The 15,810-nt window shown below is 40.3% G+C and carries 12 protein-coding genes; 11 read left to right on the top strand and 1 reads right to left on the bottom strand.

The features are described 5' to 3' along the window. The 6 genes from FBF73_RS08255 to FBF73_RS08230 all read left to right on the top strand — a co-directional run bounded on the left by FBF73_RS08255 (nucleotide 1) and on the right by FBF73_RS08230 (nucleotide 10,845). Nucleotides 1-5,925 carry a ZmpA/ZmpB/ZmpC family metallo-endopeptidase gene (locus tag FBF73_RS08255; protein WP_136937509.1) on the top strand — a complete coding sequence of 1,975 codons (5,925 nt, stop codon included), beginning with the start codon at nucleotides 1-3 and terminating at the stop codon, nucleotides 5,923-5,925. Between the two features lie 72 nt (nucleotides 5,926-5,997). Then, a complete protein-coding gene (gene pabB, locus FBF73_RS08250) occupies nucleotides 5,998-7,719 on the top strand; it encodes an aminodeoxychorismate synthase component I (protein ID WP_136937508.1) in 1,722 nt (573 codons plus the stop codon). Beyond that, nucleotides 7,720-8,337 (top strand): alpha/beta fold hydrolase, encoded by a 618-nt coding sequence (locus FBF73_RS08245; protein ID WP_136937507.1) that lies wholly within the window; start codon nucleotides 7,720-7,722, stop codon nucleotides 8,335-8,337. A gap of 49 nt (nucleotides 8,338-8,386) precedes the next feature. After that, on the top strand, nucleotides 8,387-8,839 hold the full coding sequence (locus FBF73_RS08240) for an excalibur calcium-binding domain-containing protein (RefSeq protein WP_136937506.1): 453 nt from the start codon (nucleotides 8,387-8,389) through the stop codon (nucleotides 8,837-8,839). 111 nt (nucleotides 8,840-8,950) lie between these two features. Continuing rightward, nucleotides 8,951-9,910, top strand: a complete 960-nt coding sequence (locus FBF73_RS08235; RefSeq protein WP_136937505.1) for an ROK family glucokinase — start codon at nucleotides 8,951-8,953, stop codon at nucleotides 9,908-9,910. Between the two features lie 95 nt (nucleotides 9,911-10,005). Next, nucleotides 10,006-10,845 carry a thymidylate synthase gene (locus tag FBF73_RS08230; RefSeq protein ID WP_136937504.1) on the top strand — a complete coding sequence of 280 codons (840 nt, stop codon included), beginning with the start codon at nucleotides 10,006-10,008 and terminating at the stop codon, nucleotides 10,843-10,845. Nucleotides 10,846-10,895: 50 nt separating this feature from the next. Here FBF73_RS08230 and FBF73_RS08225 read toward each other — a convergent pair whose 3' ends face one another. Beyond that, the gene (locus tag FBF73_RS08225) at nucleotides 10,896-11,066 is read right to left on the bottom strand and encodes a DUF3042 family protein (RefSeq protein WP_001051780.1); all 171 of its coding nucleotides are present in this window, start codon (nucleotides 11,064-11,066) and stop codon (nucleotides 10,896-10,898) included. A 120-nt stretch (nucleotides 11,067-11,186) separates the two neighbouring features. On the opposite strand from FBF73_RS08225, the gene miaA reads away from it, so the two are divergent. Genes miaA through FBF73_RS08200 form a run of 5 tightly spaced genes read left to right on the top strand, consistent with a single transcriptional unit; the run spans nucleotide 11,187 to nucleotide 15,638 of the window. Next, nucleotides 11,187-12,071, top strand: a complete 885-nt coding sequence (miaA, locus tag FBF73_RS08220; protein ID WP_136937503.1) for a tRNA (adenosine(37)-N6)-dimethylallyltransferase MiaA — start codon at nucleotides 11,187-11,189, stop codon at nucleotides 12,069-12,071. Next, the gene (hflX, locus tag FBF73_RS08215) at nucleotides 12,064-13,302 is read left to right on the top strand and encodes a GTPase HflX (protein ID WP_136937502.1); all 1,239 of its coding nucleotides are present in this window, start codon (nucleotides 12,064-12,066) and stop codon (nucleotides 13,300-13,302) included. The genes miaA and hflX overlap by 8 nt, the downstream gene beginning before the upstream one ends. Further along, a complete protein-coding gene (locus FBF73_RS08210) occupies nucleotides 13,295-13,918 on the top strand; it encodes a cystathionine beta-lyase (RefSeq protein ID WP_136937501.1) in 624 nt (207 codons plus the stop codon). The genes hflX and FBF73_RS08210 overlap by 8 nt, the downstream gene beginning before the upstream one ends. Nucleotides 13,919-13,932: 14 nt before the next feature. Further along, nucleotides 13,933-14,862 carry a ribonuclease Z gene (gene rnz, locus FBF73_RS08205; RefSeq protein ID WP_136937500.1) on the top strand — a complete coding sequence of 310 codons (930 nt, stop codon included), beginning with the start codon at nucleotides 13,933-13,935 and terminating at the stop codon, nucleotides 14,860-14,862. A 20-nt stretch (nucleotides 14,863-14,882) separates the two neighbouring features. Continuing rightward, nucleotides 14,883-15,638, top strand: coding sequence for an SDR family NAD(P)-dependent oxidoreductase (locus FBF73_RS08200; RefSeq protein WP_136937499.1), 756 nt, complete (start codon nucleotides 14,883-14,885; stop codon nucleotides 15,636-15,638). The last annotated feature ends 172 nt before the right edge of the window (nucleotides 15,639-15,810 follow it).

The raw sequence follows: 15,810 nt of genomic DNA, 5'->3' as shown, positions 1-15,810 counted from the left end.
ATGAAAAAAACAAAACAACAACTAGAAAAAATCACCAAATATTCGATTCGTAAGCTAACTGTTGGGGTAGGTCCTGTAGCCATTGGGGCCTTCCTTTTTGGAGCCAGTACCCTTTCAGTAGACAAGGTTCAAGCCAATGAAGTCGGTGGTGCTCATAACGTTCATTATCGTTATTTAGCGGAGCAGGAATTGACCGAGTCTGAAAAAGCCCTGATTCATCATGAGGTTCCAACAGAGTTTCAAGATGAAGATATTATTTATGTAGTTTATCGCAAGAAGGCGACTACCAGTCAACAACTTCCTTACACAGGCAGTAAGGAAGTTGCTCTAGCAGGTCTTGGCTTGGTAACAGCCTCGCTAGCGGTTCTATTAGTTTCAAAGAAACACCGCAGTAAAGTACTAGGGGTTCTCTTAATCAGTTCTATTGGAGTCAGCAATTTTGTACCTTTTACTGCCTTTGCATTTGAAAATAAAGAGTTGCTTTCTTATAACCAAACTATTTCAGCCTCTACACAAGAAGGCTTGGCTAAAGGAGTTATTCATATTGAAGGATATGAGTATGTTGGTTACTTTAAAGAATCAAAATCGACTATCAACACAAGCAGTAAAAAAGGCGAATCTTTAGTTCAAGAATCGCAAGCAGCATATACTGGAAAAATTGAGGCTAAAGGTACTCAAGAAACTGGTAAAGAGGGTGAGTCTTTAGTTCAAGAACCACAAGCAGCATATACTGGAAAGGTTGAGGCTAAAGGCACTCAAGAAACTGGTAAAGAAGGCGAATCTTTAGTTCAAGAACCACAAGCAGCATATACTGGAAAGGTTGAGGCTAAAGGCACTCAGGAGACTGGTAAAGAGGGCGAATCCTTAGTTCAAGAACCACAAGTAGCATATTCAGGAAAGGTTGAGGCCAAAGGCACTCAAGAAACTGGTAAAAAAGGCGAGTCTTTAGTTCAAGAACCGCAAGTAGCATATTCAGGAAAAATTGAAGCTAAAGGCACTCAAGAAACTGGTAAAGAAGGCGAATCTTTAGTTCAAGAACCGCAAGCAGTATATTCAGGAAAAATTGAAACCAAAGGCACTCAAGAAACTGGTAAAGAAGGCGAATCTTTAGTTCAAGAACCGCAAGCAGCATATACAGGAAAGGTTGAGGCTAAAGGCACTCAAGAAACTGGTAAAGAGGGCGAATCCTTAGTCCAAGAACCGCAAACAGCATATTCAGGCAAAATAGAGGCTAAAGGTACTCAGGAACCCGGTAAAGAGGGCGAGTCTTTAGTTCAAGAACCGCAAGCAGCATATTCAGGCAAAATAGAGGCTAAAGGCACTCAAGAAACTAGTAAAGAAGGTGAATCTTTAGTTCAAGAAAAGTTACCTGAATATAAAGTAACTGAGGGAGCGGTTACGAAAGAAACTACTACTGAGATTGACTATAAGACAGAAATTATCGAGGATCCAACCAAATATACGGATGAAGAAACTGTAGTTCAAGATGGAGAAAAGGGCAGTAAAATTACCAAAACGACTTATAAGACTCTCGAAGGTGTTGAGACTGACCAAGTTTTAAATACAACAACTACTGTCATCAAAGAACCAGTCACTAAAAAAATAAGTCGTGGGACAAAACCAATTGAAGGAACTCTGATAGAAGAAAGTCTTGAAAAGATTCCATTTAAGGAAGTTGTTAAAGAAGATGACCAACTGAAAAAAGGTGAAAGAGTTACTGTCCAAGAAGGAAAAGATGGACAGAAAAAAGTTACCAAGACTTACAAAACTATCAAAGGTTTAAAAACTGAAGAAGCACCTAAAATTGTGGAACAGGTTCTGGAGTTAGACCAAGATCGTATCGTCAAATTAGGAACTAAAAACTTTGAAAAACCAATCTTAAGTTTGTCACTTGTTGATGTTCAAGATTTGAAACGATCATCTCAAATTCGTTATAATTTGGAAAATCCAAGTAAGGCAGCCATTAAATCTATCACCCTAACTCTGAAAAAAGGTGACGAGATTGTGAAGACATTGGATGTTTCACCAGAAGATCTAACAGCTTCTTTGACAGACTTACAGTACTACAAAGATTATAAACTTGAAACGAAGATGGTTTATGACCGTGGTGAGGGTGATGAGGAAGAAGTTCTGAAGGAAGAACCGCTAAGAATTGACCTTAAAAAAGTTGAAATTAAAAACATCAAAGAAACAAGCTTGATGAGTGTGGACGCTGACGGTAATGAAACAGACACTAGTTTGCTGACAGAAAAACCAGCTGATGTTGCTCCACTCTACCTACGAGTTACAACTCACGACAACAAAGTTACAAGACTGGCTGTTGATAAGATTGAAGAAGTAGAAAAAGACGGAAAAACTTTATACAAAGTCACTGCCAAAGCACCAGATTTGATTCAGCACACAGATGCTTCTAAATTGGCAAACGAGTATGTCCATTACTTTGAAAAACAAAAAGCACACGATGGTGATGTATATTATAGCTTTAACGACCTAGTAACGGCTATGAAAGCTAATCCAAGTGGTACCTTTAAACTTGGTGCAGATTTGAATGCAGCAAATGTACCAACTCCGAATAAACAATATGTACCTGGTAAATTTAGCGGAACTTTAACAAGTGTTGACGGTAAACAATATACCATTCATAGTATGGCTCGTCAGTTATTCGATAACGTTGAAGGCGGTACAGTTAAAAACATTAACTTAGGTAATGTTAATATTAATATGCCTTGGATTGAAAATATTTCCGCACTATCAAGAGTAATTAAAAATGCCACAGTTGAAAATGTTAAGGTAACTGGTAGTATCCTTGGTAAAGATGGTATTGCTGGTATCGTAAATAAAGGAGATACTGGTGGACTTCTTAAAAATGTTGCTTTCATCGGTAAACTAACAGGTGTCGGTAATAAAGGTTGGGATCTTGGTGGTATCGCCGGAGAACTTTGGCGTGGTAATATTAAACATGCATACGTAGATGCTGATATTGTTGCAGATAGAGCACGTGTTGGTGGACTTGTCGCTAGAACCGATAACGGTTCTGATCCTAATGGTATTGATAAATACGCTTCTGTTCGTAACGCTGTTACTAAAGGAACTATTGATGTGAAGAACCCTGTTGAGGTAGGTGGTTTCATTAGTAAAAACTGGACATGGGGGCGTGTTGCTGACACAGTTTCAATGATGAAAGTCAAAAACGGTGAAGAATTCTACGGTTCTAGAGATTTAGAAGCAGAAGGTGGATATTACACAAAAAACTGGATTGAAAGAAACTACGTTGTTAAAGATGTGAGTGAAGGTTCTCACTCATTTAACGGTTCTCGTAGTAAACGAATCCAAGAGATCAGCTTAGAAGAAGCCAACAAGAAAATAGAGTCATTCGGGATTACAGCTGATAAATTTGAAATTGCTCCACTTGTGGAAGATACACTAAATAGTGTAAAACCAAAATCTGACACTTACAAGGATACTCAAGATTATGACGCATCTCGTGAGCTTGCTTACCGTAATATTGAAAAACTTCAACCGTTCTACAATAAAGAATGGATTGTCAACCAAGGTAATAAGATTCCTGCAAATTATAAATTACTAACTACTGAAGTTTTATCTGTTACAGGTATGAAAGATGGACAATTTGTGACCGACTTATCAGATGCTGATCACATTATGATTCATTACGCTGATAAGACGAAAGAAATTAAAGCTATTACACAAAAAGAATCTAGGGTTCAACAAGTTCGTGAATATAGTATTGAAGGATTAGGTGATATTGTCTATACACCAAATATGGTTGTTAAAGATAGGACACAATTGATCAGCGATATCAAAGCTAAATTAGCTTCTGTTGAACTTGATTCAGATGAAGTTCGTAAGATTAATAACAATCCTAAGATGTTATACATGGAAGAAAGCTTCAAAGAAGTAAAAGATAATCTTGATGCTTTAGTTAAAGCTTTAGTTGAAAATGAAGACCATCAATTAAATACGGACGAAGCAGCTAAACGTGCATTGATTAAAAAAGTTGAAGATAACAAAGCTAAAATCATGTTAGCTCTGGCTTATTTAAACAAATACTATGGAATTAAATTTGACGGATTAAATATCAAAAATATGATGACCTTTAAACCTGATTTCTACGGTAAGAACGTTAACGTACTTGATAGATTAATCAGCTTCGCTTCAAATGGTAACAACCTTAAAGGTGATCAATCACACGATGCATTTAACAGAGCTCTTGCAAGTGCTACTGGTAAAGCTAACTTACACGAATTCCTGAAGTACAACATGGAATTATTCACTAGTGAAACAGATATGAATACTTGGTTCAAGAACAACATTGCAGATAACGCTTATGTTGTTGAGAAACAATCATCAAATCCTGATTTTGCGAATAAGAAACATAAATTGTATGAAGTAATTAATAATGGACATCACGGACGTTATATTCTACCACTTCTGAATCTGAAGAAAGCGCATATGATCTTAATTACGACCTATAATACCATTGCCTTTAGTTCATTTGAGAAATACGGTAAGAACACAGCAGAAGAACGTGAAGCGTTCAAGAAGCAAGTTGATTTACGTGCGCAAGAACAAATCAATTACTTAGACTTCTGGTCAAGACTTGCTGCTGATAATGTACGAAATAATCTTCTTAAGAGTGAAAATATGGTACCATCTGCAATTTGGGATAACCATGATGTACCAGGTTTGGGATGGGTTGACCGTATGGGACATACGAAGAAAGGCGATTTTGCTCCAATTCGTGAATTCTATGGTCCGACTGATAAGTGGCATGGATATAATGGAATGGGTGCATACGCTTATATCTTCCAAAATCCACAACCACAAGAGGCGGTATATTACATCATCTCTAGCATGATTAGTGATTTTGGTACATCTGCATTCACTCACGAAACAACTCACATCAATGACCGTATGGCCTACTTAGGAACATGGCGTCACCGTGAAGGAACAGATGTTGAAGCCTTTGCTCAAGGTATGTTACAATCACCATCAGTTTCAAATCCAAATGGTGAATATGGTGCCTTAGGATTAAACATGGCTTACGAACGTCAAAATGATGGAAATCAAATTTACAACTATAATCCGAATGTGTTAAATAGTCGTGAGAAAATCGATAACTACATGAAGAATTACAATGAATCCATGATGATGCTTGATTACTTAGAAGCTGAGTCTGTTATCAAGAAAAATACTGGAACAAATGATAAGTGGTTCAAGAAGATCGATAAGAAATATCGTGAAAAAGCGGATCGCAATGGCTTAGTTGGTGAACCACACCAATGGGATTTAGTTCGTGATTTGAATGATGACGAAAAGAATACGAAGCTGACAAGTATTGATCAACTGGTTGATGGAAACTTTGCAACGAAACATGGATTACCAGGAAATGGTCATTACCGTACTGAAGGATTTGATTCTGCTTATACTGTAGTAAATATGATGACAGGTATTTATGGTGGTAATACAAGTAAGAGTGCGGTTGGTTCAATCTCATTCAAACATAATACCTTCCGTATGTGGGGTTACTTCGGTTATCTAGACGGGTTCTTAGGTTATGCATCAAACAAATACAAACAAGAATCTAAAGCAGCTGGTAATGTAGGTCTTGGTGATGACTTTATTATTAATAAAGTTTCTAACGGCAAATTCCAAAGTTTAGAAGCATGGAAGAAAGCATGGTATCATGAAGTACACGAAAAAGCCCAAAGAGGTTTTGTTGAAATTGAAATCGATGGTCAAAAGATTTCAACTTACGCACAACTTCAGACCTTATTTGATGCAGCGGTCGAAAAAGACCTTCAAGGTAATGATTTCAAGAATACTGTAGATCTTAAATGGAAGGTTTACAAACAACTCTTGCAGAAATCAGATGGATTTGCTGGTGATTTATTCACTAAAGCATAATCAATAGTAAGAAAATAATAAAAAGGTAGATCAGCTTTGTCTGTATCTGCCTTTTTGTGCTATACTTAAGGTATGCATAGAAAAACAGTGATTGATTTTAGGGCTTTGGGGGAAAGATACACCTTTACCCAGCCGATTAAAGAGTTGAAAACGAGAAATGTAGCAGAAGTGGCAGACTTGCTGGCACAAGTGGAAAGCTACCAAGAGCAAGGTTATTATGTGGTGGGCTATGTCAGCTACGAGGCTGCACCTGCTTTTGAGGAGAAATTAGCAGTTCATAAATCTCCTTTACTGGACGAGTATTTGCTTTACTTTACTGTTCACGATAAGGTGGAGACCTCCCCTATTCCTCTGACTTATGATGAGGTTGATTTGCCTTCAAATTGGCAGGAAGTAACATCTGCAGAGGATTATGAAAAGGCGATTGCCCAGATTCATCATCATTTGCGGCAGGGGGACACCTACCAGGTCAACTACACCGTCCAACTCAAGCAAGACTTAAGTGCCAATCCTTTTGCCATCTACAATCGTATGGTAGTAGAGCAGGAGGCGGGCTACAATGCTTATGTTGAACATGACGAGATGGCAGTGATTTCCATGAGCCCAGAGCTCTTTTTTGAGCAAAATGACCGTGAGTTGACAACGCGACCAATGAAGGGAACGACTCAGCGTGGAGTGACTGACCAAGAAGACCTTGCCCAAGCTAGTTGGTTAGAGCAGGATCCCAAAAATCGCTCTGAAAATATGATGATTGTGGACCTCTTGCGCAATGATATGAACCGTATTTCTGAAGTGGGGAGTGAGCATGTGGAACGTCTTTGCCAAGTGGAACAGTATTCAACGGTTTGGCAGATGACTTCAACCATCAAGAGTCGGTTGCGAGAGGATGTTGACCTTGTTGAAATCTTCCGTTCTCTATTTCCTTGTGGTTCCATAACGGGAGCTCCCAAAATTGCGACTATGGAGATTATAAAGGACTTGGAACCACATCCGCGTGGAGTATACTGTGGAACCATTGGTCTTTTACTTCCAAATGGACGACGGATTTTTAATGTGGCCATTCGGACCATTCAACTCTACAAGGGACAAGCTATCTATGGAGTTGGCGGAGGTATTACATGGGATAGCACTTGGGAATCTGAATACCGCGAGGTTCATCAAAAGGCAGCTGTTCTCTATCGTAAACAAGCTCGTTTCCAACTGATTACGACTGGAAAAATCAGTCAGAAGAACTTGTTGTTTGAAGATCAACATTTGGAAAGGCTGAGAAAAGCTAGTCGGTATTTTGCCTTTCCATTTGATTCAGAAAACTTGAAACAAAAGATAGAGGAAGAGTGTCAGGCTTGTGATGCTAATCAAGATTACCGCTTGCGTATTTCTCTCAGCAAGTCTGGAGGGATAGAAGTCGATCGCCAAGTATTAACACCCCTCAGTCCAAGTTTTTGTCAGGCCCAACTTTGTCTGCAGGAAGTTAATTTACAACAAGCCTTTACCTATTTTAAAACGACTTACAGACCGCATTTGAGCCTAGGGAAACAAGAGAAGATTTACCATAATGGAAAAGGAGAACTTCTTGAAACCTCTATCGGAAATTTGGTTCTGAAAATCGATGGGAAACTCTACACACCGCCTATCCGACTTGGAATCTTGCCAGGAATTTATCGTCAGAATTTGCTGGGAACAGGACAGGTAGAGGTAAAAGTCTTGACCTTGGCAGATTTAGCCCAAGCAGAAGCTATTTATGGCTGTAATGCAGTGAGAGGCTTGTATGAGTTAATCTTACAGGAGAAGTAGATGAAACTGATATTTTTACATGGGTTAGGGCAGTCAGCAGAGTCTTGGAAAGAAGTTCAGAATCTACTGACAGATTATCCTTCTGAGGCTATCGAGTTATTTTCTTCTGAAGTTAACAGCTATCAAAAAGTCAAGGATAGAGTTTATCAGCACCTAGCTCAAGAGACAGAACCTTTTGTTTTGGTTGGATTGTCCTTAGGTGCTGCTCTGGCACTAGAACTTTCCAGTTACGATTTACCAAATCTTCAGGCCTTGGTTTTGTCAGGCTGTCCATTGAAACTAGCTGGCAATATCCCTTTTTACATTCAGTTGCTGATATTTAAACTACTCCCCAAAAGGACATTTGAGAAACAGGGAGCAGATAAATCGCTTTTGGTTGGAGTTTCTGAGGAATTAAAAACACTTGATTTAAGAGAGATTGCAAAGAATTGTCCCTATCCAACTTTGTTAATTTGTGGTAGTCAAGATAAGCCTAATCTCAGTTCAATGAAAGCTATTCAAGAACTGATGCCAAATTCCCAGTTCCAGATTATCCCTGACGGTCCTCATGTCTTGAATAGAGTCAAACCAAAAGAGTTTGCAGCAATAACTAGAAGTTTTCTTGAATTGCTGAAATAAGTTTGATAAAATAATATTGAAAACGATATCATAATTATGGGAGAAAGAAATGAACAAACGTTTATTTTTAAAAATGAGTCTCGCTACCTTGCCAATTTTAGCCTTGTTTTCAAAACCTATGTTAGCAGAAGAAAACATTCATTTTTCTAGCTGTAAGGAAGCTTGGGCGAATGGATATGCGGATATTCATGAGGGAGAACCTGGTTATTCTGCCAAGTTAGACCGTGATCATGATGGTGTGGCGTGTGAATTGAAAAATGCCCCAAAAGGTGCTTTCAAAGCAAAGCAAGCGGCTACAACTCAAACTGCCACAAGTTCAGCAACAACAAGTGGTTGGGTTAAGCAGGACGGTTCTTGGTACTATTTTGATGAAAATGGAAATCCAGTGAAAAATGCGTGGCAGGGAAACTATTACTTGAAATCAGATGGTAAAATGGCTAAAAATGAGCGAGTTGATGGAGGTCGTTATTATGTAGATGCTTCAGGTCTCTGGAAACCATAAGTCAGAATAAATTCCAGAACGTTAATGCAAACCTTTGCATGATTAACTAAATTTTGTTATACTATATCTGTAAGCATTTTCAGTTAATTCATAATGAAAAAGGAGAATATGATGAGTCAAAAGATTATTGGGATTGACCTTGGTGGAACTTCTATCAAATTTGCAATCTTAACAACAGCAGGAGAAATCCAAGAAAAATGGTCTATCAAGACTAATATTTTGGATGAGGGAAGTCATATTGTAGATGATATGATTGAGTCTATTCAACATCGTTTGGACTTGCTTGGATTGGCAGCAACAGATTTCCAAGGTATTGGAATGGGATCACCAGGTGTGGTTGACCGTGAAAAAGGGACTGTTATTGGTGCCTACAACTTGAACTGGAAAACCCTTCAACCAATCAAAGAAAAGATTGAAAAAGCCTTGGGCATTCCATTCTTCATCGATAATGATGCCAACGTAGCGGCTCTTGGTGAACGTTGGATGGGTGCTGGTGATAACCAACCAGACGTTGTCTTTATGACACTTGGTACAGGTGTTGGTGGCGGTATTGTCGCAGAAGGCAAATTGCTTCACGGTGTGGCTGGTGCATCAGGTGAGCTTGGCCACATCACTGTTGACTTTGACCAACCAATCGCATGTACTTGCGGTAAGAAAGGCTGTCTTGAGACAGTAGCTTCTGCAACAGGGATTGTCAACTTGACTCGTCGTTATGCTGATGAATACGAAGGCGATGCAGCCTTGAAACGCTTGATTGATAATGGAGAAGAAGTAACTGCTAAGACTGTCTTTGACCTTGCAAAAGAAGGAGACGACCTTGCTTTGATCGTTTACCGTAACTTCTCACGTTACTTGGGAATCGCTTGTGCCAATATTGGCTCAATCCTAAACCCATCAACAATCGTTATCGGTGGTGGTGTATCGGCTGCAGGAGAATTCCTTCTACAAGGTGTTCAAAAAGTCTACGATGAAAATACTTTCCCACAAGTACGCACATCAACAAAATTAGCTCTTGCAACTCTAGGAAACGACGCTGGAGTTATCGGAGCAGCATCACTTGTATTGCAGTAAAATAAAAAAGAGGAAAAATGCTGACCTAGAGTTAGTAATGTTCCTCTTTTCTTTTTTATGCTATACTAGTTAGGAAACAAATGAGGTGAGAGTAAATGACAAAAGCAGATACGATTTTTAAAGAGAATATTGAACGAATCCTCAAAGACGGTGTCTTTTCAGAGCAGGCTCGTCCTAAGTACAAGGATGGGACAGTTGCCAACTCTAAGTACGTAACGGGTGCCTTTGCAGAGTATGACTTGGCAAAAGGGGAATTTCCTATCACAACCTTGCGCCCTATCGCTATCAAATCCGCTATCAAGGAAGTACTTTGGATTTACCAAGACCAGTCTAATAGCCTAGAAGTGCTCAATGACAAGTACAATGTTCACTACTGGAATGACTGGGAAGTGGAAAATACAGGAACCATCGGTGAGCGCTATGGTGCTATTGTTAAGAAACACGATATTATCAATAAGCTTATCAAGCAGTTGGAAGCTAATCCTTGGAACCGTCGCAACATTATCTCCCTTTGGGATTACCAAGCTTTTGATGAGACGGACGGCCTCCTCCCATGCGCCTTTCAGACCATGTTTGATGTCCGCCGTGTTGATGGAGAAATCTATCTGGATGCGACCTTGACGCAGCGTTCTAACGATATGCTGGTGGCCCACCACATCAATGCTATGCAGTATGTTGCTCTTCAAATGATGATTGCCAAGCATTTTGGCTGGAAGGTTGGAAAGTTCTTCTACTTTATCAACAACCTCCATATCTATGACAATCAATTTGAACAAGCTCAGGAATTGCTCCGTCGGGAGCCGTCAAATTGCCAACCACGCTTGGTTTTAAATGTTCCTGATGGGACTAGTTTCTTTGATATCAAAGCAGAAGATTTTGAGTTGGTGGATTATGACCCTGTAAAGCCACAGTTGAAGTTTGACCTAGCTATTTAAAAGAATAGAAAAAAGAAGTTGAGACAATGAATCCCAACTTCTTTTGTTTTTTAACGTGATACGCGGCGACGAGCTGCTTTTTTACGGTTTTCTTCTATGAAAGCTGCTTTTTGCTCTTCTGGTTCGATTACTTTCTTTTTAAATGCGTATACTGCACCTGCGACGGCAGCGACAGTTCCTGCGACACCTGTTACAAGACCTTTAGCGAATCCTTTAGCCATGAGTCTTCCTCCTTTATATTCTCAATCAGCCAGCCTCCTCAAGAGGTCACATTTTTCTGACTGACCTTTTTGTGTTATAATAATAGTAACGAAAAAATGGGAATTTTTCAAGGAAAAAAGATGAAAACAAAAATAATTGTGATTGTTGGACCGACTGCAGTTGGAAAGACAGCTCTTGCTATTGAAGTGGCCAAGCGTTTTAATGGCGAAGTGGTTAGTGGAGATAGCCAGCAAGTCTATCGAGGACTTGATATTGGGACGGCCAAGGCTAGCCCAGAGGAGCAAGCGGCTGTTCCTCATCATTTGATTGATGTTAGAGAGGTAACCGAGTCTTACTCGGCTTTTGATTTTGTTTCAGAAGCTAAGATGGCTATTGAGGATATTCACAGCCGTGGCAAGCTTGCCATTATCGCTGGTGGAACAGGACTTTACATACAGAGTCTACTAGAAGGATATCATCTCGGTGGAGAGACTCCCCATGAAGAGATTTTGGCCTATCGGGCTAGTTTGGAGCCTTATACAGATGAGGAATTAGCTCATTTGGTGGAGCAAGCAGGTCTTGAAATTCCCCAATTTAATCGTCGTCGTGCTATGCGTGCCTTGGAAATTGCCCATTTTGGTCAGGATTTGGAAAATCAAGAGACCTTGTATGAACCATTGATTATCTGCTTGGATGATGAACGCAGTCAATTATATGAACGTATCAATCACCGAGTGGACCTGATGTTTGAAGCTGGACTTCTAGACGAAGCCAAGTGGTTGTTTGACCATTATCCAGATGTGCAGGCTGCCAAAGGCATTGGCTACAAGGAACTCTTTCCATATTTCCGTGGAGAGCAGACTCTCGAGGAAGCCAGCGAGAGTCTAAAACAGGCGACTCGTCGTTTTGCTAAGCGTCAGTTGACCTGGTTCCGTAACCGCATGCAGGTCACCTTTTATCAGATTGGAGAAGCTGGTGTGCAAGACCGCATTTTAAGCCAGATAGAGGAGTTTTTAGATGATTGATACGGAAAAAAAAGAGGAGCGAGTCCTGCTGATTGGTGTGGAATTGCAGGGCATGGACAATTTTGATCTCTCTATGGAAGAATTGGCTAGTCTAGCTAAGACAGCTGGGGCAGTCGTTGTAGATAGCTACAGACAAAAACGTGAAAAATATGATTCCAAGACCTTCGTCGGATCTGGTAAGTTAGAAGAAATTGCGCTCATGGTGGATGCAGAAGAAATCACCACTGTCATCGTCAACAACCGTCTGACGCCAAGGCAAAATGTCAATTTAGAAGAAGTTCTCGGTGTCAAGGTCATTGACCGTATGCAGTTGATTCTGGATATCTTTGCCATGCGGGCTCGAAGCCATGAAGGGAAACTCCAAGTCCACCTAGCCCAGCTAAAATATCTCTTGCCTCGCTTGGTTGGTCAGGGAATTATGCTCAGCCGTCAGGCAGGGGGAATTGGTTCCCGTGGACCTGGTGAAAGCCAGCTGGAGCTGAACCGTCGTAGCGTTCGCAATCAAATCACGGATATCGAGCGTCAGCTCAAGGTGGTTGAGAAAAATCGGGCGACTGTCAGAGAAAAACGTTTGGAATCAAGAACTTTTAAGATTGGTTTGATTGGTTATACAAATGCTGGGAAATCAACTATCATGAACACCTTGACCAGCAAGACCCAGTATGAGGCAGATGAGCTATTCGCAACTCTGGATGCGACGACTAAGAGTATTCATCTGGGGGGCAATCTTCAAGTAACTTTGACAGATACCGTGGGCTTTATCCAAGATTTGCCGACAGAGTTGGTATCCAGTTTTAAGTCGACCTTGGAAGAAAGCAAGCATGTGGATCTTCTGGTTCATGTTATTGATGCCAGCAATCCTTACCACGAGGAGCATGAAAAAACAGTCCTGTCCATCATGAAAGACTTGGACATGGAGGATATTCCTCGTCTGACCCTTTATAATAAAGCGGATTTGGTGGAGGACTTTACCCCTACCCAAACGCCTTATGCCCTCATTTCTGCCAAGGCTGAGGATAGTCGTGAGAATTTGCAGGCACTATTTTTAGAGAAAATCAAGGAGATTTTTGAGAGATTTACCCTGCGCGTGCCTTTTTCTAAGTCCTATAAGATTCATGATTTAGAAAGTGTTGCGATTCTGGAAGAACGTGACTATCAAGATGACGGAGAAGTCATTACAGGCTACATTTCTGAGAAAAACAAATGGAGGTTAGAAGAATTTTATGACTGATATCAAAACTTTGGCTCTAAAGTATGGAGGTTATACAAGTCTGGATAAGGTCTATCTGGATCAGCTTCTAGCTGCTAAAACAGAACAGGAGCAGTTGGCTCTGATCACTCCTCCGCCAAGTGTGGTCAATGCCTATTTTGCAGAACTCTACCAGAAAAAGAGTCCTCAAGCTGCGACGGATTATTTTGCAGAAGTCAGTCAGGAATTGAACCTATACAATGCTGAGCCAAGATTCACCTTTGAAAACAAGCCTTTTATCCGGCTCAATCTGTCTGGTAAATCCTTTGGTTTTTGTTATGAGAGTGAGGGTCTAGGTCGAATTTTCTCTGAAAATAAAGAGGTTATTTCAGAAGACTTGCTTTTTGAAATTGCGCAAATATTCCCCCATCAGCTAGTCTTTGAGGAGTCTGGAAAGATTTACATGAAGGCTGTAGGGGACGAGGAAGTTGTTAGTGTAGAGAGTCTTACAACTTTGACGGATTTGGAAAGCTTGGCTGATGGTCGTAAGCGTCTCAAAGGCTACAGCCAAGAGGATTTACTGCAAGAAGCTACTGCTTTTTCTGGCAAGCGCTATTTCCGATCGGAAAACCGCACAGCCATGTTATATATTGATTAATTAGAAAGTATCGAATGGATATTCAATTTTTAGGAACGGGGGCAGGTCAGCCCTCTAAAGCCCGCAACGTTTCAAGTCTCGCCCTGAAACTCTTGGACGAGATTAACGAAGTCTGGCTCTTTGACTGTGGAGAAGGAACGCAAAATCGCATTCTGGAAACCACAATTCGACCACGTAAGATCAGCAAAATCTTTATCACCCACCTGCATGGAGACCATATTTTTGGTTTGCCTGGGTTCCTTTCTAGCCGCGCTTTTCAGGCTAATGAAGAGCAGACAGATTTGGAAATCTATGGACCGCAAGGGATCAAATCATTTGTTTTAACCAGTCTACGTGTGTCAGGTTCTCGTTTGCCCTACCGTATTCATTTTCATGAGTTTGACCAAGATTCTCTAGGGAAAATTCTTGAAACAGATAAATTCACTGTGTATGCAGAGGAGTTGGACCACACTATTTTCTGCGTTGGCTATCGTGTCATGCAAAAGGACTTGGAAGGAACGCTGGATGCTGAAAAGCTTAAGGCTGCTGGCGTCCCATTTGGCCCACTTTTTGGAAAAATCAAAAACGGTCAGGACGTTGTTTTAGAAGATGGAACTAAAATCAAGGCAGCAGACTATATCTCAGCTCCACGTCCAGGTAAGATAATCACCATTCTGGGTGATACCCGCAAAACCAATGCCAGTGTGCGTCTGGCTGTCAATGCTGATGTCCTAGTTCATGAGTCCACTTATGGCAAGGGCGATGAAACAATTGCTCGCAATCATGGTCACTCTACTAACATGCAGGCAGCGCAGGTGGCAGTAGAAGCAGGTGCTAAACGCCTCTTGCTTAACCATATCAGTGCTCGTTTCCTCTCAAAAGATATCAGCAAGCTCAAGAAAGATGCTGCTAGCATTTTTGAAAATGTCCATGTGGTCAAAGACTTGGAAGAAGTGGAAATCTAAAAGATTGGGAAAGGATAAGTATGCCTACTATTCTCATTACCGGAGCTAGCGGTGGCCTAGCCCAAGAAATGGTCAAACTCTTGCCAAATGACCAAGTCATCTTGCTTGGTAGAAATAAGGAAAAATTAGCCCAACTATACGGAAATCATTCCCATGCAGAATTGATTGAAATCGATATTACCGATGATTCAGCCTTAGAATCTCTGGTAGCAGACCTTTATCTCCGCTATGGCAAGATTGATGTCTTGATAAACAACGCTGGTTACGGGATTTTTGAGGAATTTGACCAGATTTCTGACCAAGATATTCATCAGATGTTCGAGGTCAATACCTTTGCTTTGATGAATATGTCTCGTCGCCTTGCGGCTCGTATGAAGGAGAAGAGGCAAGGTCATATCATCAATATCGTTAGCATGGCAGGTTTGATTGCTACTGGCAAGTCTAGTCTCTACTCAGCCACTAAGTTTGCGGCTATTGGTTTTTCAAATGCTCTGCGCCTCGAACTTATGTCATATGGAGTCTATGTGACAACAGTCAATCCAGGACCAATCCGAACAGGATTTTTCGACCAAGCCGACCCAGATGGCACCTATCTCAAATCGGTTGAACGTTTCCTGCTAGAACCAGATGCAGTGGCTAAAAAGATTGTCAAGATTATAGGAAAAAACAAACGAGAACTTAATCTTCCTGTTTTGTTGAACTTAGCCCATAAGTTTTATACTCTCTTTCCTAAGCTAGCTGATAAGTTGGCAGGGGAGACTTTTAATTATAAGTAGAAGAAGTTCCTTTTAAAGGGACTTTTTAATTCTTTTAATTTAAATGTTAATGAGCATTTTTTATTTTAAAACTACATTCAGTTTTTTTATTATTTCATAAATTTTAGAAAAAACAATCAAAAATATTATTTTATATGTTTAAAGTATTGAAAATTCTTATATTATTTTATAA

It is taken from the genome of Streptococcus mitis (assembly GCF_005144795.1).
GTDB classification, from domain to species: domain Bacteria; phylum Bacillota; class Bacilli; order Lactobacillales; family Streptococcaceae; genus Streptococcus; species Streptococcus mitis_BB.
This window is presented reverse-complemented; position numbering and strand designations above follow the sequence as displayed.

Excerpts from the sequence above, each read along its gene's own strand:
- FBF73_RS08255 (WP_136937509.1), top strand. The coding sequence starts at position 1 with ATGAAAAAAACAAAACAACAACTAGAAAAAATCACCAAATATTCGATT.
- pabB (WP_136937508.1), top strand. The coding sequence starts at position 5,998 with ATGCATAGAAAAACAGTGATTGATTTTAGGGCTTTGGGGGAAAGATAC.
- FBF73_RS08245 (WP_136937507.1), top strand. The coding sequence starts at position 7,720 with ATGAAACTGATATTTTTACATGGGTTAGGGCAGTCAGCAGAGTCTTGG.
- FBF73_RS08240 (WP_136937506.1), top strand. The coding sequence starts at position 8,387 with ATGAACAAACGTTTATTTTTAAAAATGAGTCTCGCTACCTTGCCAATT.
- FBF73_RS08235 (WP_136937505.1), top strand. The coding sequence starts at position 8,951 with ATGAGTCAAAAGATTATTGGGATTGACCTTGGTGGAACTTCTATCAAA.
- FBF73_RS08230 (WP_136937504.1), top strand. The coding sequence starts at position 10,006 with ATGACAAAAGCAGATACGATTTTTAAAGAGAATATTGAACGAATCCTC.
- FBF73_RS08225 (WP_001051780.1), bottom strand. The coding sequence starts at position 11,066 with ATGGCTAAAGGATTCGCTAAAGGTCTTGTAACAGGTGTCGCAGGAACT.
- miaA (WP_136937503.1), top strand. The coding sequence starts at position 11,187 with ATGAAAACAAAAATAATTGTGATTGTTGGACCGACTGCAGTTGGAAAG.
- hflX (WP_136937502.1), top strand. The coding sequence starts at position 12,064 with ATGATTGATACGGAAAAAAAAGAGGAGCGAGTCCTGCTGATTGGTGTG.
- FBF73_RS08210 (WP_136937501.1), top strand. The coding sequence starts at position 13,295 with ATGACTGATATCAAAACTTTGGCTCTAAAGTATGGAGGTTATACAAGT.
- rnz (WP_136937500.1), top strand. The coding sequence starts at position 13,933 with ATGGATATTCAATTTTTAGGAACGGGGGCAGGTCAGCCCTCTAAAGCC.
- FBF73_RS08200 (WP_136937499.1), top strand. The coding sequence starts at position 14,883 with ATGCCTACTATTCTCATTACCGGAGCTAGCGGTGGCCTAGCCCAAGAA.